The organism is Akkermansia sp. NBRC 115031 (assembly GCF_030268505.1).
In the GTDB taxonomy this organism is placed as follows: Bacteria; Verrucomicrobiota; Verrucomicrobiia; order Verrucomicrobiales; family Akkermansiaceae; genus Akkermansia; species Akkermansia massiliensis.
In genome coordinates, this window is record NZ_BSQU01000003.1 from 262,933 (window position 1) to 282,744 (window position 19,812).

Consider the following 19,812-nt stretch of genomic DNA (forward strand, 5'->3'; position numbering starts at 1 on the left):
GTATGTACGGACTGCCCATCACTACGGAACGCAAGAAGCAATTGCCGAAAAAGGCCGTATTTGCGAAGTTCCACCTGAAGCCCTCGCAGCGCGACGGCTTCGATGCCGATGTGAGCCGCATGGATATTGTGGCGGTCTTGTCTCCGGCAACATTGCCGGCCATTACGGCGGGAGAGAGCATCAAGGATATTTATGTGCTTGCTGTTCAGATGAAACGTAAAGATTATGATGGCAAGAATATCGTCCTGTTATCCCGGCTCATTCCGCAGAACATCCTGTTTGCCTTGCAGTTTGAAACAGACACGCAATTCGCCGTCTATCATTCGGACAGGCTTATCTGTTCCGCATGGATGCCGACAGGGGAAGCGAAGATGGCGCTTTCGGGCTTGAGCATGGATGCCGTTTGGGAGAATATCGTGAAGAGCATCGGCGGCATTGAGATGGAACAGGGCAATACACTTACGCAGCAGATACAAACCAATGAGCAACGAGCGAAAACCCTTGCTCAGATTGCTGCTTTGGCGCGGAAGATGGCAAGTGAGAAACAGCCTCGGTGCAAACGGGAGTATTTTGAAATAATCAAAAAACTAAAATCAAACCTGTAAATGGACAAACTGAAGATGCAGAGCCACGATGTGACAGGCTCCAACATAAATAAGATAGCGCGATTGTTCCCGAACTGCGTTACGGAACGGTTAGGTAAGAACGGCAAGCCGGAACTGGCTATCGACTTTGAAAAACTGGAAGCGGAGTTATCCAACGATATTCTTGTAGAAGGGGAGGAACGCTATCAGTTCACTTGGCCGGACAAGCGGGCGGCAAACCGTTTGGCGAACACTCCCACGACAATGACGCTCCGCCCGTGCCGGGAGGAATCGGTGGATTTTGACAACACGCAGAATCTTTATATTGAGGGTGACAACCTTGATGTGCTGAAGGTGTTGCGTGAGACATACCTTGGCAAAGTGAAGATGATTTATATTGACCCGCCTTACAACACGGGCAACGACTTTGTGTACAATGACGAGTTTGCACAAGGCAAGTCGGAGTTTGAGCAAAACAGTGGTTTGTTCGATGAAGAGGGGAATCAGACGATTGACCCGATGTTGCGGAATACGGAAAGCAACGGGCGTTTTCATACCGACTGGTTGAATATGATATATCCGAGGCTGAAGGTGGCGAGGGACTTGCTGGCGGAGGATGGAGTTATCTTTATTTCGATTGATGATAACGAACAAGGCAATCTTAAAAAGTTGTGCGATGAAGTGTTTGGCGAAGATAACTTCATTGCCTCTCTAATTTGGGCGGCAGGCAGAAAGAACGATTCAAAATACATATCCGTTTCTCACGAGTATATGCTTTGTTATGTTAAATCCATCTCTACACTAATTGATAGTAAGGTTCTGTGGAGAGAACGAAAGCAAGGAATAGAAGATATATATGCGGCTTATGAAAAAATTAAAAAGCAATATGGGACAGATTATAAAGCTGCAACAGCAGCACTAAAAGAATGGTACAAAGGTTTGCCAGACACCCATGCAGCAAAGAATCACTCGCATTATTCTTGCATTGATGCTAAAGGAATATATTTCCCCTCTGATATTTCTTGGCCGGGTGGCGGCGGTCCTAAGTACGAGGTCCTGCACCCAGTTACAAAAAAACCAGTACGTGTACCAAACAGAGGCTGGGTCTACCCGACCAAAGAAAGAATGGATGAAGTAATAGCCCTTGGATTGGTTCACTTTGGAGAAGATGAAACCAGTGTTCCATGTAAGAAAACCTACCTGGTTGATGGAGAATATACTACACCGTATAGCGTTTTTTATAAGGACGGTAGAGCCTCCACTAAGCGGCTTCGCACTTTGATGGAAGCAATGGTATTTCAGAATCCAAAAGATGAAACAATAATAAAGAGTTTGTTGGAGTTTACACTTACCAATAAGGACAGTATCATACTTGATTTCTTTTCCGGTTCTGCAACTACCGCCCACGCTGTTATGCAACTGAACGCAGAGGACGGCGGCAACCGCAAATTCATCATGGTGCAGCTTCCAGAATTGACCGATGAGAAGAGCGAAGCCTATAAAGCCGGGTATAAGAATATCTGCGAGATAGGCAAAGAACGCATCCGCCGTGCCGGAAAGAAAATCAGGGAAGAGAATGCCGACAAGGAAGGCATCGACAAGCTTGACACCGGTTTCCGCGTGCTGAAACTCGACAGCGGCAACATGGAAGATGTCTATTACACTCCGCAAGAGTTTGACGGGCAATCCTTGTTCAATGAGAATGTGAAGCCCGACCGCAACAGCGAAGATTTGCTGTTCCAAGTGATGCTCGACCTCGGCATTGAACTCTCGGCAAAGATTGAGACGCGGCAAATGGCAGGAAAGAACGTGCATTTTGTGGACGGGAACTATCTGATAGCCTGTTTCGACAAGGACGTGAATGAATCCGCCATTACGGAAATCGCCAGACTGAAGCCGGTATATTTCGTGATGCGCGACGCTTCGGCAGCCAACGACAACGTGATAGACAATTTCGAGCAGATATTCCGTCACTACTCGCCCGACACGAATTGCAGAATACTGTAGCCATGAAATTCAAGTTTAAGATACAGCAATATCAGACGGAGGCAGTGGAGAACACCGTGGCCGTCTTCACGGGGCAGCCCACGCACGCCATAGAGGGATATCGCATCGACCGCGGACGGCAGGCGCAACAACAGTTGGATTTCGATGATGAAACAGGATACAGGAACCACTGCGTGGAACTGGACGGGAAAGCCCTGTTGAAAAACATCAATACCATTCAGAACCTGTATGACATCACGCCGTCTTCTTCCCTTTCAAAGGGTATCGGCGCGGTGAATCTCGACATAGAAATGGAGACCGGAACGGGAAAGACATACGTCTATATCAAGACGATGTTTGAGCTGAATAAGCAGTACGGCTGGAGCAAATTCATCGTGGTGGTGCCGAGCATCGCCATCCGTGAGGGCGTGGCAAAGAGTTTCCGCATGTTGGAGGAGCACTTCATGGAACACTACGGCAAGAAAGCGCGGTGGTTCATCTACAACAGCGGCAACCTGCAACAACTCGACAGTTTTTCATCTGATTCCGGGTTGAGCGTGATGATTATCAACACGCAGGCTTTCGCCTCCTCGATGAAGGAGGGCGGCAGGAGCAAGGAGAGCAGGATTATTTACTCCGAGCGTGATGAGTTCGGCAGCCGCCGTCCCATAGACGTGATTGCCGCCAACCGTCCCATCATTATCATGGACGAACCGCAGAAGATGGAGGGCGATGCCACGCAGGCGGGCATCAAACGCTTCAACCCACTGTTCGTGCTGAACTATTCGGCTACGCACACGACCAAGCACGATACCATCTATGCTCTGGATGCTTTGGACGCCTACCGGCAGAAGCTGGTGAAGCGCATTCATGTGAAAGGCTTTGAAGTGAAGAACCTCCGGGGAACGAGCGGGTATCTCTATCTCGACAACATCGTGTTGTCGCCCAAACGTCCGCCGGAAGCGCGCATTGAGCTGGAGGTGAAGAATGCTTCAGGCAGCATCGTCAGGAAGATAAAAACGTTCGGCGTGGGTGACAACCTGCGCGAAGAGTCCGGGCTGGCCGAGTACGACAACTTTGTGGTGTCGGAAATCAACGTGAACGGCTATGTGACCTTTCTCAACGGCGTGACCATCCGCAGGGGCGAGGTGATAGGCGACCCGGACGAGCTAAACATTCAGCGGGTGCAAATCCGGGAGACCATCATGTCGCACTTTGAGAAAGAACGCCAGCTTTTCAAGCGGGGCATCAAGTGCCTGTCGCTCTTCTTCATCGACGAGGTGGCGAAGTACAAGAGCTACGATGAGAACAGGGAGGAAGTGAAAGGCGTGTTCCAGAAAATATTCGAGGAGGAATATGCGCGGTTGGTGAATGAGGAGTTCTACATCTGGGATGAGGACTACAATGAATACCTCCGCCGTTTCATGCCCCAGGACGTGCATCGGGGTTATTTCTCCATAGACAAAAAGACCAACCGGGTGATTGACGGCAAGGTGGAAAAGAAGACGGGACTGTCGGATGACATTTCGGCTTACGACCTTATCCTGAAGAATAAGGAACGCCTGCTGAGCTTTGAGGAGCCGACACGCTTCATCTTCTCACACTCGGCACTGCGCGAGGGGTGGGACAATCCCAATGTATTTCAGATTTGCACGCTCCGCCATTCCAACTCCTCCACCGCCAAACGTCAGGAGGTAGGGCGCGGACTGCGTATCTGCGTGGACAGGCACGGTGTCCGCATGGACAAGGAACTATTGGGAGAGGATGTGCATGAGGTGAACAGACTGACCGTGATAGCCAATGAGAGTTATGCGGACTTTACCACAGCCCTGCAAAAGGAGACGCGGGAAGTGTTGCGTGAGCGCGCAGCCAAGGCAACAGTCGCCTATTTCCAAGATAGGCAGATTAAGATTGAGGAGGAAATACATACCATTACCGAAACGGAAGCCAGCCGCATCATCATCTATCTGGAAGACAACGGCTATATTGACGAAGACAAGCACATTACGCCGGATTACCGTGAGGCCGTGGCAAACGGCACTGTGGCTCCATTGCCGCCCAAGCTGCAACCGATAGCCGAGGGTGTAGTCCGCCTGATAAACTCCATCTTTGACCCGAAGGTACTCGACGACATGGTGGTGGAGGAGAAGACAACCACGCCGGACAACAGGCTCAACGAGAACTTCCAAAAAGCCGAATTCCAAGCCTTGTGGAACGAGATAAATCACCAATATGTCTATACGGTAAGTTACGACAGTAACGAACTAATAGAAAAAGCCAGCCTGCACATCAATGCCGAACTGAAGGTGAAGCAGCTCCGCTATGTGATGGTGGAGGGAACGCAAGACGAGGAGCAGGTAACTGACTTCGGAGACACCCGTTCCCAATCCAGGCAGCTGACCGATGTCTGCACTTCCTCCGTCCGCTACGACCTTGTGGGCGACATAGCCAAAGGCGCCAATCTCACCCGCCGCACAGTGGTGAAGATACTGCAAGGCATCAAGACGAGCAATCTCTACCTGTTCAAGAACAACCCCGAAGAGTTTATACGCAAGGTTGTAAGCATCATCAAGGAGCAGAAGGCCACAATGATTGTGGAGGCCATCCACTACAACATGACGGAAGGCAAATACGACAGCAGCATCTTCACCGTGAAGAGCAAAATGGATTTTGACCGGGCATACGAGGCGAAGAAGCATATCACCGATTATGTGTTCAGCGACAGCAAGGGGGAACGCCAATTCGCCCATGACCTTGATGAGGCCAATGAAGTGGTGGTATATGCCAAACTGCCCCGTACTTTCCAAATACCCACTCCGGTAGGCAACTATGCCCCCGACTGGGCTATCGCTATGACGAAAGGCGGAGTGAAACACATCTTCTTCATTGCCGAAACCAAAGGCTCTATGTCATCAATGGATTTGAGTGCCATCGAAAAGGCAAAAATCGCATGTGCGGAGAAGTTGTTCAACTCTATCTCAACGTCAAATGTGAAGTACCACAAAGTGGCTACCTATCAGGATTTGATTGATGAGATGAACGCGGGGTAAAAAAGAACCTTTTTAGCTTTGTTTTTGGGACTCTTATTTTTATGAGCCGGATTTCGTCCCAGGCCGGTTTGACTCTATCTTTCTCTAGGTGTACTCATTGGATCAGCCGGTTGTTTTCTCTTACGGACGAATGGCCTGGGATAGGATTACCGGATGGCAATGAGTTTTATTTGGCTAGGAGCATATCAGGCCTTCCCGTTTCTCAAAAAATGATTGCCGTGCCCGCGTGAAACGGGTAGCATGCCAAAAATTGTTGTTCAATCCTGCATCATCTGTATGAGATATTTTTCCAAGCATTCCGGAACGGCTTCGCACTGTTCCTCGTCAGGGAGCAAGGGGTTTACCCTGGTGGAACTGATTGTCGTCATCACCATTATGGTTGCCATGATGGCCTTGGCCGCCAGCATGTTAAGAGGCGGGGGCAGGGGGCAGGGCCTCCAGTCCGCCGTGGAGATGGTGGACGGCATGGTGCAGGAAGCCCGCCTGGATGCCATGGGCAAGGGAACGTGGAGCCGCCTGATTATCGTGAGCACTCCTGAGGACGAAGCCCGCAACATGCGCACCCTGGGCGTGATGTCCAAAAATACGCGCACCGGAAAGTGGCATCTGGTCAACCGTTTGCAGACTCTTCCCGCCGGGTTTTACATCAGCCCCACCTACAGCACCCTGCTGGAAGGCTCCAAGAAGACCAAGGGCAAGTCCGCAGCCCGCAGCTTTGCCAGCCGTGACGGGCAGGATACCGTCAATCTTCCGGGCAACAGGATGACGGATATTTATTTCATTGAGTTTGACGAGGAAGGCCGCATGTCCCAGCCGAACGCCCCCACCCGCCTGGTGGTGGTTTCCGGTTCCGCCGGAAACGGCAAGGAGGAGAAACCGACTCCGATGGTGGACGGCAAGCCGGGCCTGGCAGGCGGCATCGTGATTTATCCCAAAGGCAATATCAGCCGGCTGAGGACGACGGAGCAGGTGATTCCCAACTAATTCATATTTTACCGGATTTCCCATTTTATGTTGACCAAGTGTATGAAACAGTCTCGTGCCAAGGGGTTCACCCTGACGGAAGTGGTGCTTGCGATCGGCGTGGTTGCCGTGCTGATCGTGGTGTTCATGGCCATGTTCATTCCAGCCAGAAGGACGGTTCAGTCCGCTCTGACCATCCGCGAAGCGGACCGCATTGTCCACGCCCTGACGGCGGAACTTGGAGAGCTTCGCAATTCCGAGCGTGCCGCTCCCAATGCCAGAAAGTCTTCCACCACCAGATATATTTCCGCTTTTGACAAGGCGTTTTACTGGATGCAGTTTACGTCCAAGCCCGCTACGACCATTCTTGTTTACAATTACAGGGCGGATCTGACCAAGGGCGCCCGCAAGGACGGCACCCCTCAGCCCTGGCTGGAGGAAGGCGGGAGCATCCCCGGGCAGAATACGGCGGTGGTGACGGGAGTTTGCCTGGCGAACAACAAGGACCGCTGGGATGATTTCAAGGCGCTTGTCGGCCCCGTCTTCGCCGTGCGCATGACCCAGCTGGTGGTGGAGCGCATGGATTCCAACGCTTACGGGTACAAGCTGGCTCCCAAGTACGGGACGATTTACAATCCCTACAATCGCGGCAAGGTGATTACGGAGCCCTCCCTGTACGTTTATACGCCGGAGAAGGGCGGCGGCCTGAATTTGCCGTGGGGGGCGGAAGTCCTGTACCAGGCGGAGTTTTTCCAGCTGTTGAATACGGACCCTGAACGTTTGCAGCACCTGACGTGGGAGAATTTGAAGACTCCCATCTTTACGCGCAATCTCGCTTTCCGCCGCTAACGGGCATTATCTGAAGACCTCTGAAAAATCATGAAGACATTTGCCAAAATCAAATCCGGCGCGTTCACCCTGATTGAGCTCCTGGCAGCCATGACCATCACCACCGTACTGGTGCTGGTGATTGTGGCCCTGACCTCCCGCGGGGTGGATATCTGGAGATGGGTGCTGCAGGATGTGCGGACCACCACGCTTGCCCGCACGGCCATGGATACCATGACCAAGGATTTTGAGAGCATGCAGTTCCGTGCCGGTAATCCCTTTGAATGGATGCTGGTGCAGCGGGACAGCGATCTGGTTTCCCGCGCGACCAAGACCACGGCGTCCAGGAAGAAGGGCGGTTCTTCCGCCCTGAATGAAGCCCGCGTGAACCTGATGACCATGGGGCCGGAAGGCGCCAAGATCACGAATGCCTCCCAGTTGATTTTCTTTACCACGGCTACGGACCGCAATCCTGCCAAGTCCAGCATGGACATGCGGAACGACCGCATCATCGGTGACGTGAATTGCGTGGGGTACAAGCTGCTTTACCGTGACCAGATTCTGGACCAGGACGCTACGGCGGAGTCTGACGGCTTTCCGGTTTATTCCCTGTACCGCAATTTGATCAGCGCGGAGGATACCGTGCAGAATCTCCTGGGCCAGCAGGACCTTTGGTCCGCTTATACCCGCTACCAGCAGGATGAGACCATTCCCGCCAATTTCCTGGTGGAGAACGTGGTGGAAATGACGCTGATTTTTGAAGTGGATTACCAGAAGAAGATCGGCAATTCCGGCAGCAACAAGTCGGACAAGGATGCCACGCAGCGGGCGTCCGTGCTGGTGCCCGTCATGACGACGGGGGCCAACCGGCTCGGTTCCTGCACCCAGATGGATGTGTACGGCAACCGTCTGGACATCATCGGCAGCAGCGTGAATATTGACGATTTGAAGTCCGGACGCGTCACTGCCGTGACGATTTCCATGACGGTGGTGACGGATGAAGGCATGGCCCTGGTGGACCAGATCCGGCAGAAGAAGCGTCCCGCCCCCTCTCCGGAGGAATTCTTTGAGCGCTATACCCGGTCCTTCACCCAGCGCGTAGCATTGCCCATGAACCGTTAGGCCTGTAGTATGGGGGCTGATGGGAGCGGGTTTTTCCGCTGCCGTTTCCCGCCCGGAGCGTCCTGCCGTTATTTACACTGTAGTTGCAAAATGTCTGGTTTCGCAAATGTCGTCGGCAATTTGTCCCCTCTGCCGGAGCTGGTGCTGTGGCGCGACCCGGTCGCCAGAAGCGGGGAGGAAGCCATGGCCGTGGATGAAGCCCTGCTGGAATGGGGAGAGAAGCCCGTGCTGCGTGCATACCGCTGGGCGGAGCCGACCGTGACCTACGGTTATTTTGACGAGGAAGCCACGGCACGCGCCATTTTTCCGGGAGAGGAACTCCATTTTGTCCGCCGCTGGACGGGCGGGGGAATTGTGGACCACCGGCAGGACATCCCCTTTACCCTGGCCATGCACCGCCGGGGAGAGAAGGAACGGCCTTCCAGCGCCACCCTGTACCGATGGATTCACGGGGCTTTGGCCCGTGTTTTGAGAGATTGCGGCGTGGAATGCGTGATGCTGGACGGAGACGCCCCGGACGGTGGCCGCGCCTGTTTTGCCAGCCCCGTGACGAGTGATTTAGTATTTCCCGGCGGGGAAAAGCTGGCCGGTGGCGGCCAGAGAAGAATCCGCGGCGGCGTTCTCCATCAGGGGAGCATCCAGAATTGCCTTCTTCCCGCCGGATGGGATGAAATGCTGGCCGCCCGTCTGGCGGACGGACATTCCCTGTGCGTGGAAGCGGAGCTGTTTCCCGGCATGAACGCTAGGGTGGCGGAGCTGCTGGCATCCAAATACCGCACGGAGGCATGGCGCTCCGGCGTGCGGCATGAGCGTACGTCCCATGCCCGGTAAACCTTCCCGTTTTTCCTTCCGATGAGTTACCTCCCCGATCCCGGCCGTTACAGTCATCTGGACTATCGCCGTTGCGGGCGCAGCGGGCTGCTGCTTCCTCCCGTTTCCCTGGGGCTTTGGCACAATTTCGGCGCTGCCGACGATTTCGAGAATGCGCGGCAGCTTATCCATGGCGCGTTTGACGCCGGCATCACGTATTTTGACCTGGCGAACAATTACGGGCCGCCTCCCGGCGCGGCGGAAGAATGCTTCGGCCGCATTTTCATGCAGGATTTGTCCCGTTTCCGTGACGAGCTTGTCATCGCTACCAAGGCGGGGCACCTGATGTGGGCCGGACCGTACGGGGACTGGGGTTCCCGCAAGCATATGCTTTCCAGCCTGGACCAGTCCCTTTCCCGCATGAAGCTGGATTACGTGGATATTTTTTATGCGCACCGGCATGACCCGGAGACTCCGCTGGAAGAGACGGCGGGGGCTCTCGTCACGGCGGTCCGGTCCGGAAAGGCCTTGTATGCCGGTATTTCCAAATTCCCGGCAGAGCAAACCAGGCAGATATGCGCCATGCTCAGGGAGGCCGGCGTGCCGTGCCTGGTCCACCAGCTCCGTTACAACATGTTCAACCGGGAGCCGGAAGAGTCCGTTTTTCAGGCCATCCGTGAAACGGGCACCGGGTGCGTCGCCTTTTCCCCCCTGGCCCAGGGGATGCTGACGGACCGTTATCTGGAGGGAATTCCAGCGGATTCCCGTGCGGCAGGTTCCTCCGTCTTTTTAACGGAAGAACGGGTCCGGGAGCATGGGGAGAAAATTCGCAGCCTGGCTGCCCTGGCCCGGAGCCGCGGCCAGAGCCTCGCCCAGATGGCGCTGGCCTGGGTGTTGAGAGACCCCGTGGTGACCACGGCCCTGATAGGCGCCAGCCGCTCCCAGCAAGTCATGGATTGCCTGAAAGCCCTGGAAAATACGCGGTTCACCGCGGAGGAGCTTTCCATCATTGACGGAATGGCGGACAGGTAGGCGCTGTTATTTCCAATGGGAGCGTTTGCTTTTTCTTTTTATTCAGTTTTCCCGGAATCAGGGCAGCTTCAAGAATTGCCGGAGATAGCTGGCCAAGGAGAGCACATCGCGCGGAATACCACGGTTTTTTGCCGTTTTCCAGGGCTTCCGGCAGCAGAAAACCGTAACAAGAAGTAGGCAGGGGGAAAGAGGGGCGGCCCAGCCGCTTCCGGAACCACCGGAGTCAATTTGGATTAATCGGTGCGGTACTTGCTTCTTCCGTGAATCCGCCGGATTTTCCTGCGGTGCTGGTCTTTCCGCAGGAAGGTGAATTTTCCGTTCCGAACGGAGGTTTTTTCTTGGAGTAAAGTGGACCAGGTGTTATGTTCCTACCACTTTAATTTAAAGTGTACTGACAATGATAACCATCCAGGATTTATTTTGGCTCATCCCATCGGCTTCCGTGCTGGCCCTCATTTTTGCGGCCGTCTTTTTTTACCGCATGAAAGCCCAGGATGAGGGGAACGAGGTCATGAAAATGATCGCCAAGCACGTTCGCAGCGGCGCCATGGCCTATCTGCGGCAGCAATACAAGATCGTCACGATCTTCTTTGTGCTGATTACCGTCGTATTCGCTTTTCTGGCGTACTGCCTCCATATCCAGAATCCCTGGGTGCCGTTCGCATTCATTTCCGGCGGCTTTTTCTCCGGCCTGGCCGGCTACATCGGCATGAAGACGGCCACATACGCTTCCGGCCGCGTGGCGAACGCCTGCCGCCATTCCCTGGACGCCGGCCTGCAGATCGCCTTCCGTTCGGGCGCCGTGCTCGGCCTGACCGTCGTGGGCCTTGCCATGCTTGACATTGGCGTCTGGTACTGGGTGCTGGACTGGTTTTATGAAGACATGGAGCTTTCCATGCGCCTGGTCGTCATCACCACCACCATGCTGACCTTCGGCATGGGGGCCTCCCTCCAGGCCCTGTTCGCCCGCGTGGGCGGCGGCATTTTCACGAAGGCCGCGGACGTAGGGGCCGACCTGGTGGGGAAGGTGGAAGCAGGCATTCCGGAGGACGACCCCCGCAATCCCGCCACCATCGCGGATAACGTGGGCGACAACGTGGGGGACGTGGCCGGCATGGGCGCGGACCTTTACGAGTCCTACTGCGGTTCCATTCTGGCATCCGCGGCCCTTGGCGCCGCGGCTTACATGGCCGTGCCGGAAATGGCGATCAAGGCCGTTCTCACACCCATGCTGATCGCCGCCCTCGGCACCATTCTCTCCCTGCTGGGCGTGTATGCGGTGCGCGTAAAGCGCGGCGCTTCCCAGACGGAGCTGATGGCCGCCCTGAACCGCGGCATCAACCTGAGCTCCTTCCTGATCGCCATCGCCTCAGCCTTCCTGCTCCAGCTCATCGGCCTGGACAACTGGGCGGGCATCTGGGGCGCCATCGTCACCGGCCTGGCGGTGGGCATCATCATCGGGAAGAGCACGGAGCATTACACCTCCCATGACTCCTATCCCTGCCGCAAGATCGCCCACAGCGCGAAGACGGGGCCCGCCACCGTCATCATCTCCGGCATCGGCATCGGCATGATTTCCACCTGCATTCCCGTGATCACTATCGTCGTGGGCACCGTGCTGGCCTACGGCATGGCCTCCGGGGACTGGCATTTCACCGGCGCTGAAATGAGCAAGGGCCTGTACGGCATCGGCATTGCCGCCGTCGGCATGCTTTCCACCCTGGGCCTGACCCTGGCGACGGACGCCTACGGCCCCATTTCCGACAACGCCGGTGGCAATGCGGAGATGAGCAAGCTGGACCCGGAAGTGCGCCGCCGCACGGACGCCCTGGACGCCCTGGGCAACACGACCGCCGCCACGGGCAAGGGCTTCGCCATCGGTTCCGCCGCGCTGACCGCGCTGGCCCTGCTGGCCTCTTACATTGAAGAGCTGAAGATTTCCATCCAGCATTGGGGGGACGCCACCGGAAACACCATGTACAAGATCAATGACGCGGTGAGCGTGGAAGTGTCCAAGATAGCTTCCTGCACGCTGCCTGAATTCATGAATTACTTCCAGGTGACCCTGATGAACCCGAAGGTGCTCATGGGCCTCTTCGTGGGCGCCATGATGTCCTTCCTGTTCTGCGGCCTGACCATGAACGCCGTGGGCCGCGCCGCGGAGAAGATGGTGAAGGAAGTGCGCCGCCAGTTCAAGGAAATCAAGGGCATCCTGACCGGGGAAGCGGAACCGGATTACGTGCGCTGTGTGGAAATCTCCACGGCGGGCGCGCAGCATGAAATGATCTGGCCGTCCGTGCTGGCGGTCATCACCCCCATCTGCATGGGCCTTGTGTTCGGCGTTCCCGGCGTGTTCGGGCTGCTGGCCGGCGGCCTGGCCTCCGGCTTCGTGCTGGCCGTGTTCATGGCGAACTCCGGCGGCGCATGGGACAATGCCAAGAAGTACATTGAGCAGGGCCACGTGGGCGGCAAGGGATCGGAAAGCCATAAGGCCGCCGTCATCGGCGACACCGTGGGCGACCCCTTCAAGGATACGTCCGGCCCCTCCCTGAACATCCTGATCAAGCTCATGAGCATGGTGGCCATCGTCACCGCCGGCGTCAATATTGCCGTGACGCTGTTCTAAAGGTTGACAGTCATTATGTTCAAGGCCCGTGGGTTCAGTGGAATCCACGGGCTTTTTTCCGGCGGCAGGAAGGACGCCGTGGATTTTTTTCGCCATTGACGGAAAGTTTTTTTGACAACGCCGGGCGGGAGGAGTAATAAACGCGCAGATGCAATTCAGCACTGGACAGCCCTTTTTTAGCACGACCCGTTATTATGGCAACGGCTATTGGTGGCGTATACCCATGTCCGGACGGGGGAATCCCGATGTGCAGTAGTAGCATCCAGCTATGACCGTTTTTCAAGAACTGCTTTGATTCCTCCGAGAGTCAAAGCAGTTTTTTTATTTTCAACTTACACCATCATCCATCCATGCAACCACCATCCATCATCACCCTCCAACAGCGCAGCCGGCGGCTGAGCGCCGATTTGGAAACGCCCATCAGCCTGTTCCTGAGCCTGACCCAGAACCAAACTCCCGGCCTTCTGCTGGAGAGCGCGGAGGTGGATGGCAGATGGGGCCGCTACAGCGTCATCGCCTGCGATTACCTGATGACCGTTTCCTGCGTGGACGCCAGGCTTTCCCTTTCCATCAGCGATGACCGGCTCGCTTCCCTGAAGGAGCTGGAAGGCATGCCTTACCTGGCCGGCCTGCGCGCCCTGATGCACCGTCTGGAACTGGTGGGGGACGACATGAGGCAGGCTCCCATTACGCGTGCCTTGTACGGGTACTTCGGCTATGAAACCGCCGCCCTGTTCCAGCCCAAGCTGGCGCAGACCATCAGTCCCTCTTCCGCGGAATCCTGCCTGGTATTGGCGGGCACGGTGATCGTGTTTGACCACTTGTACAACCGCCTCACCCAGATCAGCCTGGGCGAACACCGGGACCTGTCCCACGCGCCCCTTCAGGAGACGGAAGAACCTTCCGTCGGGGAGGTTTCCCGCACGCCGGACCAGGCGGCCTACATGAAGGGCGTGGAGCATATTAAGGAACTGCTGCATGACGGGGAGGCCATCCAGGTGGTGCTTTCCTCCCAGGCCTCCGCGGAGTTCCACGGAGACGCCTTCACGCTGTACCGCCGCATGCGCAGCATCAATCCCTCCCCGTACATGTTCTTCATGCGTCTGCCGGAGGTGACGCTGTTCGGTTCCTCCCCGGAACTGATGGTGCGCTGCACGGACGGCAAGCTCCAGCTCTCCCCCATCGCCGGGACGCGCAAGCGCGGCAGGGACGACGAGGAAGATTCCGCCCTGGCCGCCGACCTGCTGAAGGACCCGAAGGAGTGCTCTGAACACGTGATGCTGGTGGACCTGGGCCGCAACGACCTGGGCCGCGTCGCCAAGCCCGGTTCCGTGAAGCTGGAACGCCTGATGGAGATTGAACGTTTTTCCCATGTGATGCACATGACTTCCCGCGTGACCGCCCAGGTGAACGACGGATTGGACGCCCTGGACATCCTCGGCGCGGCCTTCCCCGCCGGAACGGTCAGCGGCGCTCCCAAGGTGCGGGCCATGGAAATCCTGGCGGAGGAGGAACCCCTGCCGCGCGGGCCGTACGCCGGCTGCATCGGCTGGCTGGGGCTGGACAGGAACGGCGTCCACATGGATTCCGGCATCACCATCCGCAGCATGTGGGTGAAGGACGGCCGCATCCACTGGCAGGCGGGCGCCGGCATCGTGTACGATTCAGACCCGGCCGCCGAATGGCAGGAGTGCATGAACAAAGGCAAGATTATTGACGTTATTTTGAAAGGAGAAGACCATGTTTCTGTTCATTGATAATTACGATTCCTTCTCGTGGAATCTGGTGCAGGCGTTTTACGCCCTGGGCCGCAAGCCCGTGGTGTACGCGAATGACGATCCGCGCATTCTGGACCTGGCGGCCAGCCCGGAGCTGGAGGCCGTGTGCATTTCCCCCGGCCCCAGCCATCCGCGCAACGCCGGGCTGTGCCTGGAGTTCCTGAAACGCCTCCCCGCCGCCGTTCCCGTGCTGGGCGTATGCCTGGGGCACCAGCTCCTGGGCTACTTCGCCGGAGCGGAGGTTTCCCGCGCTCCGTACGTGATGCACGGGAAGAGCTCGGACATCATCCATGACGGTTCGGGGCTGTTCACCGGCCTTCCCAACCCCTTGACCGTGGGCCGCTATCATTCCCTGGTGGTCCAGTCCAAGGAGGACGAGCCGAACTCCCGCTTCACCGTCACCTCCCGCGGGCCGGAAGGGGAAGTCATGGCCCTGCGCTATAATGACCGCCCCTGGGTGGGCATCCAGTTCCATCCGGAATCCATCCTGACGCCGGACGGTCTCCAGCTCCTGGGCAACTTCCCGGACAACATCGTTCCGGCAGGGCAGAAGGAAAAGCGCATCAACCGCATTCTGGACACGCTGGCCGCCGGGCAGGACCTGACGGCGGACATGGCCGCCGCGGGCTTTGCGGACATCATGGACGGCCGCATGACCCCGGCCCAGGCGGGCTGCTTCCTGATGGGCCTGCGCATGAAGGGAGAGACCCCGCTGGAGATGGCCCATGCCGTCGGCATCGCCCTGGGGCGCGCCAACCGTGTGGAAGGGCTGGAAGGGGACTGCATAGACGTGGTTGGCACGGGCGGCGACGGCCGCAGCTCTTTCAACTGCTCCACCGCCACGTCCCTGACGCTGGCCGGAATGGGGTACAAGGTGGTGAAGCACGGCAACCGCGCCGTGTCCTCCTCCTGCGGCTCCGCGGACGCCCTGGAAGGCCTGGGCTTCCCGCTGGACGTGGCTCCGGAGGACGTGCAGCGCCTGCTGGACGAGCGGAACTTCGCCTTCCTGTTCGCGCCCAATTTCCATCCCGCCTTCCGCAATGTGGGCCCCATCCGCAGGGAGCTGGGCATACGTACCCTGTTCAACCTGCTGGGGCCCCTCATTAATCCGGCGCGTCCCACGCACATCCTGCTGGGCGTGGCCCGTCCGGAGCTGGTGGAACTGCTGGCGGAGACGCTCAGCCAGTCCCACATCCGCAGGGCCGCCGTGGTGTACGGCGCAGGAGGGTATGACGAGGTGACTCCGCTGGGACCCACCAAGATGATGATCGTCCATAACGGCAGGCTGGCGCCCATGACCCTGGACCCCGCGGACTACGGCATCCAGCCCTGCGAACCGGAGGACCTGGCCGTTCGGTCCAAATCGGAAGCCGTGGCCGTGCTGAAGGACATTCTGGCGGGGAAAGGCCCGCGCGCCATGATGGACATGGTGATTCTCAATGTGGGAGTGGCCATGTTCCTGCTGGAGGACCACATGGACCTGGCCGTCTGCATGGCGAAGGCCCGTGAGGCCGTCTGCGCCGGAGTAGGAAGGAGAACGCTTCATGTTGCTTGACCGGTTCAGGGAAGCCAAGGCGGAGGAAATAGCCCTGCTCACGGACATGGCCTTCCGCCGGGAGCTGCCGCGCCCGTGGAAGGGGCGCAGGCCGGACTTCCTGAAAGCCATCGCGGAGCCGCCTGCCGGGCAGCCCGTGGCCGTCATTGCGGAGTTCAAGCAGTCTTCCCCGTCCCGCGGCGTCATTGCCACCGGGCTGAAGCCGGAGGAAGTGGCGGAGCAGTATGCCGCGGCGGGCGCATCCTGTATCTCCGTGCTGACGGAGGAACAATTTTTTGGCGGCCGCATCGGGTATCTGGAGCGCATGAGCCGCGCCGGGCTTCCGCTGCTCCGCAAGGACTTCATCTTCCACCAGCTCCAGGTGATGGAGACGGCCTCCACCCCGGCTTCCGCCCTGCTGCTCATCGTGCGCCTGACGCCGGACGCGCGGACGCTCCGCATCCTGAGGGAACAGGCGGAAGCCTACGGCATGCATGCCGTGGTGGAGGTTTTTGACGAGTCGGACCTGGCAATTGCCAGGGAATCCGGCGCTCGCATCATCCAGGTGAATGCCCGTGACCTGGATACGCTTGAAACGGACAGGACTGCCTGCCTGGACATGGGGAAACTCCGCCGTGAGGGGGAGGTGTGGATCGCCGCCAGCGCCATGAGCGCCGGGGCGCATCTCAGGGAAGCCGCGGAAGCGGGCTTCCAGGCCGTACTGATGGGGACTGCCCTGATGGACGGCGGAAAGCCAGGTGAAAAACTGGCTGCAATTTTAGAAGAAACAACATGAAGAAGCATTCATTCGCAATCAAGGTGTGCGGGATTACCCGCCAGAGCGATTTGTCAACCGCCATGGGGATGGGAGCCCATTTCTGCGGATTCATCTTTCATCCCAAAAGCCCGCGTTATATTGCTCCGTCACGCGCCGCAGCCCTGGACTCCGCGCTGATCCGCCGCGTGGGAGTCTTCGTGAACCAGAACGCGGAGGAAATCATGGACGTCATGAAAACGGCCCGGCTGGAATTCGCCCAGCTTCACGGCGCCCAGTCCCTGGACTGCGCGCGCCGCATCGGTCCGGAAAAGGTGATCCGCGTACTGTGGCCGGACCGTTATGAATCCCTGGCGGCCCTTCAGAAGGAAATGGAACTCTGGGCGGACAGCTGCGCCTGGTTCCTGCTGGATGCGGGCAGCCACGGCGGCGGCCACGGCGTCTCCCTGGACTGGAACGCCCTGGCGGCTCTCAAATCCCCCCGGCCTTGGTTCCTGGCGGGCGGCCTTTCCTCCGCCTCCCTGAACAAGGCGCTGGAGCAGTGCACCCCGAACGGCATTGACCTGAACTCCGGCGTGGAAGCCATCCCCGGCCAGAAAAGCCCGCAGAAACTGCTGGCGGCCCTTAAACCCCTCATCTCCTACACCCCTTACCACATCGCATGAACAAAGAAGGATATTTCGGCAACTTCGGCGGCCGCTTCGTACCGGAAGCGCTGCGCCCCCCGCTCATGGAGCTGGAGGAAGCCATGGCTACCATCATGCCGTCCCGCGAGTACCGGGACGCGCTCCAGGACCTGCTGGTCAACTACGCGGGCCGTGAAACGCCTCTCACGTTCTGTCCCCGCCTCTCGGAAAAACTGGGCTTCCGCCTGTGGCTGAAGCGGGAGGACCTGCTGCACACCGGAGCGCACAAGATCAATAACGCGCTGGGGCAGGCCCTGCTGGCCAGGATGATGGGGAAAACCCACCTCATTGCGGAGACCGGGGCGGGGCAGCACGGCGTGGCCACGGCCACGGCGGCGGCCCGGCTCAGGATGGACTGCACCATCTTCATGGGCGCGGAGGATGTGGAGCGCCAGTCCATGAACGTGATGCGCATGAAGCTGCTGGGCGCCCGCGTGTTTCCGATTGAAAGCGGTTCCCGCACCCTGAAGGACGCCATTAACGAGGCTCTGCGCTACTGGATTTCCCATCAGGAGGACACCCTGTACTGCTTCGGCACGGCGGCGGGGCCCCACCCGTTCCCCACGCTGGTCAGGCAGCTCCAGTCCGTCATCGGCACGGAGGCCCGGGCCCAGATGCTGGAACGCGCCGGAAGGCTTCCGGACGTGGTAGTGGCGTGCGTGGGCGGCGGTTCCAACGCCATCGGCATGCTCCACCCCTTTGTGGAAGATGAAGGCGTGCGCCTGGTGGGCGTGGAGGCCGGAGGCACCGGGGAGCCCGGATGCTACAACTCCGCCCCCATCAACCTGGGCAGCCCCGGCGTGCTGCACGGCCACGTGACCATGCTTTTACAGGATAAAGACGGGCAGATACAGCCGTCCCACTCCATCTCCGCCGGGCTGGACTACCCCGGCGTGGGGCCGGAGCACTCCCACCTGGCGGAAATCGGCCGGGTGCATTACGGCGTCATCTGTGACGCCTCCGCGCTGAACGCCTTCCAGACCCTGACGCAGGAGGAAGGCATCATCCCCGCCCTGGAATCCTCCCATGCCGTGGCGTGGGTGCTGGACCATGCGGACGAGCTGCCCGCGGGGGGTGACGTGCTGGTGAACCTCTCCGGCCGCGGAGACAAGGACCTGGGAATCGTTAAAAAATATCTGAACCTTTAAGCCGCATCTTTCCATGAACAACATGCAGAAATCACCGTTGCAGGAAGCCGTGGAGCGCGCCCATGCCCTCGGCAGGCGCGCCGTCATCCCCTTCATCACCGCCGGATTTCCTGACAAGGAATCCTTCTGGACCCATCTGGAGCGGATTGACGGAGCAGGGGCGGACATCATTGAAATAGGCGTTCCCTTCTCGGACCCCGTTGCGGACGGTCCTCTCATTGAACAGGCCTCACGGGACGCGCTGGCCCGCGGCGTAAGCCTGAAATGGATTCTGGACGGTCTGAAAGCCCGCAAGGGCCGCTTTTTCGCCAAACTGGCGCTGATGGGGTATGTGAACCCCTTTTACCAGTACGGGCTGGAACGGCTTGCCCTGGATGCGGCGGAAGCCGGAGTCAGCGGCTTCATCGTTCCGGACATGCCGCTGGAAGAATCCGGCATCTTCAGGGATGCCTTTGACCCCCACGGACTGACGCTCGTCACGCTGGTGGCTCCCAACACCTCCGTGGAACGAATGCGGGAATACAAGCCCCATACCTCCGGCTTCGTTTACGTGGTTTCCGTGCTGGGGACCACGGGTGGAAAGGTGGACCTGACGCAGAGCGTCACGGAAACCATGCGCCGCGCCCGGGCCGTATTTGACGTGCCGCTGGCGCTGGGCTTCGGCCTCCAGACGCCGGACCAGCTTGACGCCCTGCCGGAAGACGCCCGTCCGGACGCCGCCGTCCTCGGCAGCGCCCTGCTCAGGCACATTGCGGAAGGGAAGGATGCGGCGGAATTCCTGGGCAAATGGACCGGAAAATAAAATAACATTTCTGTTAACGTTAAAAAGAGGCTGTGCAGAATAACTGCACAGCCTCTTTGCTGCTGGCCGCCCGTCAAAGATAAAGTAA

General features: G+C 58.1%; 15 protein-coding genes. All 15 read left to right on the forward strand.

Annotation, left to right across the window (positions count from 1 at the left end):
* Window positions 1–2: 2 nt before the first annotated feature.
* The 15 genes from QSJ36_RS06015 to trpA all read left to right on the forward strand — a co-directional run bounded on the left by QSJ36_RS06015 (window position 3) and on the right by trpA (window position 19,724).
* Window positions 3–605, forward strand: coding sequence for a DUF4391 domain-containing protein (locus QSJ36_RS06015; protein WP_285467659.1), 603 nt, complete (start codon window positions 3–5; stop codon window positions 603–605).
* Window positions 606–2,591, forward strand: coding sequence for a site-specific DNA-methyltransferase (locus QSJ36_RS06020; RefSeq protein ID WP_285467661.1), 1,986 nt, complete (start codon window positions 606–608; stop codon window positions 2,589–2,591).
* A 2-nt stretch (window positions 2,592–2,593) separates the two neighbouring features.
* On the forward strand, window positions 2,594–5,620 hold the full coding sequence (locus tag QSJ36_RS06025; protein WP_285467663.1) for a DEAD/DEAH box helicase family protein: 3,027 nt from the start codon (window positions 2,594–2,596) through the stop codon (window positions 5,618–5,620).
* Between the two features lie 276 nt (window positions 5,621–5,896).
* The gene (locus QSJ36_RS06030; RefSeq protein WP_180970953.1) at window positions 5,897–6,604 is read left to right on the forward strand and encodes a prepilin-type N-terminal cleavage/methylation domain-containing protein; all 708 of its coding nucleotides are present in this window, start codon (window positions 5,897–5,899) and stop codon (window positions 6,602–6,604) included.
* Between the two features lie 42 nt (window positions 6,605–6,646).
* The gene (locus QSJ36_RS06035; RefSeq protein ID WP_102722735.1) at window positions 6,647–7,432 is read left to right on the forward strand and encodes a prepilin-type N-terminal cleavage/methylation domain-containing protein; all 786 of its coding nucleotides are present in this window, start codon (window positions 6,647–6,649) and stop codon (window positions 7,430–7,432) included.
* A gap of 30 nt (window positions 7,433–7,462) precedes the next feature.
* On the forward strand, window positions 7,463–8,533 hold the full coding sequence (locus tag QSJ36_RS06040; protein WP_022397253.1) for a prepilin-type N-terminal cleavage/methylation domain-containing protein: 1,071 nt from the start codon (window positions 7,463–7,465) through the stop codon (window positions 8,531–8,533).
* Between the two features lie 90 nt (window positions 8,534–8,623).
* A complete protein-coding gene (locus QSJ36_RS06045; RefSeq protein ID WP_215442187.1) occupies window positions 8,624–9,364 on the forward strand; it encodes a hypothetical protein in 741 nt (246 codons plus the stop codon).
* A gap of 21 nt (window positions 9,365–9,385) precedes the next feature.
* Window positions 9,386–10,375: an aldo/keto reductase gene (locus QSJ36_RS06050; protein WP_285467665.1), complete on the forward strand. Its 990-nt coding sequence runs from the start codon at window positions 9,386–9,388 to the stop codon at window positions 10,373–10,375.
* A gap of 397 nt (window positions 10,376–10,772) precedes the next feature.
* Window positions 10,773–13,001: a sodium-translocating pyrophosphatase gene (locus QSJ36_RS06055; RefSeq protein ID WP_022397250.1), complete on the forward strand. Its 2,229-nt coding sequence runs from the start codon at window positions 10,773–10,775 to the stop codon at window positions 12,999–13,001.
* 350 nt (window positions 13,002–13,351) lie between these two features.
* Window positions 13,352–14,758 carry an anthranilate synthase component I family protein gene (locus QSJ36_RS06060; protein WP_285467666.1) on the forward strand — a complete coding sequence of 469 codons (1,407 nt, stop codon included), beginning with the start codon at window positions 13,352–13,354 and terminating at the stop codon, window positions 14,756–14,758.
* On the forward strand, window positions 14,742–16,334 hold the full coding sequence (gene trpD, locus QSJ36_RS06065) for an anthranilate phosphoribosyltransferase (protein ID WP_285467667.1): 1,593 nt from the start codon (window positions 14,742–14,744) through the stop codon (window positions 16,332–16,334). The genes QSJ36_RS06060 and trpD overlap by 17 nt, the downstream gene beginning before the upstream one ends.
* Window positions 16,324–17,109 carry an indole-3-glycerol-phosphate synthase gene (locus QSJ36_RS06070; protein ID WP_285467668.1) on the forward strand — a complete coding sequence of 262 codons (786 nt, stop codon included), beginning with the start codon at window positions 16,324–16,326 and terminating at the stop codon, window positions 17,107–17,109. Before trpD ends, QSJ36_RS06070 begins: the two co-directional genes overlap by 11 nt.
* A complete protein-coding gene (locus QSJ36_RS06075) occupies window positions 17,106–17,753 on the forward strand; it encodes a phosphoribosylanthranilate isomerase (protein WP_285467669.1) in 648 nt (215 codons plus the stop codon). The genes QSJ36_RS06070 and QSJ36_RS06075 overlap by 4 nt, the downstream gene beginning before the upstream one ends.
* The gene (gene trpB, locus QSJ36_RS06080; RefSeq protein ID WP_285467670.1) at window positions 17,750–18,922 is read left to right on the forward strand and encodes a tryptophan synthase subunit beta; all 1,173 of its coding nucleotides are present in this window, start codon (window positions 17,750–17,752) and stop codon (window positions 18,920–18,922) included. Before QSJ36_RS06075 ends, trpB begins: the two co-directional genes overlap by 4 nt.
* Before the next feature lie 22 nt (window positions 18,923–18,944).
* Entirely contained in the window at window positions 18,945–19,724 is a 780-nt protein-coding gene (gene trpA / locus QSJ36_RS06085; RefSeq protein ID WP_180975239.1) for a tryptophan synthase subunit alpha, read from the forward strand.
* Window positions 19,725–19,812 lie beyond the last annotated feature (88 nt).

Bases quoted from the DNA above. Each gene is read 5' to 3' on its own strand.
- QSJ36_RS06020 (WP_285467661.1), top strand. From the start codon at position 606: ATGGACAAACTGAAGATGCAGAGCCACGATGTGACAGGCTCCAACATA.
- QSJ36_RS06045 (WP_215442187.1), top strand. From the start codon at position 8,624: ATGTCTGGTTTCGCAAATGTCGTCGGCAATTTGTCCCCTCTGCCGGAG.
- QSJ36_RS06015 (WP_285467659.1), top strand. From the start codon at position 3: ATGTACGGACTGCCCATCACTACGGAACGCAAGAAGCAATTGCCGAAA.
- QSJ36_RS06075 (WP_285467669.1), top strand. From the start codon at position 17,106: ATGAAGAAGCATTCATTCGCAATCAAGGTGTGCGGGATTACCCGCCAG.
- trpB (WP_285467670.1), top strand. From the start codon at position 17,750: ATGAACAAAGAAGGATATTTCGGCAACTTCGGCGGCCGCTTCGTACCG.
- QSJ36_RS06030 (WP_180970953.1), top strand. From the start codon at position 5,897: ATGAGATATTTTTCCAAGCATTCCGGAACGGCTTCGCACTGTTCCTCG.
- QSJ36_RS06070 (WP_285467668.1), top strand. From the start codon at position 16,324: ATGTTGCTTGACCGGTTCAGGGAAGCCAAGGCGGAGGAAATAGCCCTG.
- trpD (WP_285467667.1), top strand. From the start codon at position 14,742: ATGTTTCTGTTCATTGATAATTACGATTCCTTCTCGTGGAATCTGGTG.
- QSJ36_RS06055 (WP_022397250.1), top strand. From the start codon at position 10,773: ATGATAACCATCCAGGATTTATTTTGGCTCATCCCATCGGCTTCCGTG.
- QSJ36_RS06025 (WP_285467663.1), top strand. From the start codon at position 2,594: ATGAAATTCAAGTTTAAGATACAGCAATATCAGACGGAGGCAGTGGAG.
- QSJ36_RS06040 (WP_022397253.1), top strand. From the start codon at position 7,463: ATGAAGACATTTGCCAAAATCAAATCCGGCGCGTTCACCCTGATTGAG.
- QSJ36_RS06035 (WP_102722735.1), top strand. From the start codon at position 6,647: ATGAAACAGTCTCGTGCCAAGGGGTTCACCCTGACGGAAGTGGTGCTT.
- QSJ36_RS06060 (WP_285467666.1), top strand. From the start codon at position 13,352: ATGCAACCACCATCCATCATCACCCTCCAACAGCGCAGCCGGCGGCTG.
- QSJ36_RS06050 (WP_285467665.1), top strand. From the start codon at position 9,386: ATGAGTTACCTCCCCGATCCCGGCCGTTACAGTCATCTGGACTATCGC.
- trpA (WP_180975239.1), top strand. From the start codon at position 18,945: ATGCAGAAATCACCGTTGCAGGAAGCCGTGGAGCGCGCCCATGCCCTC.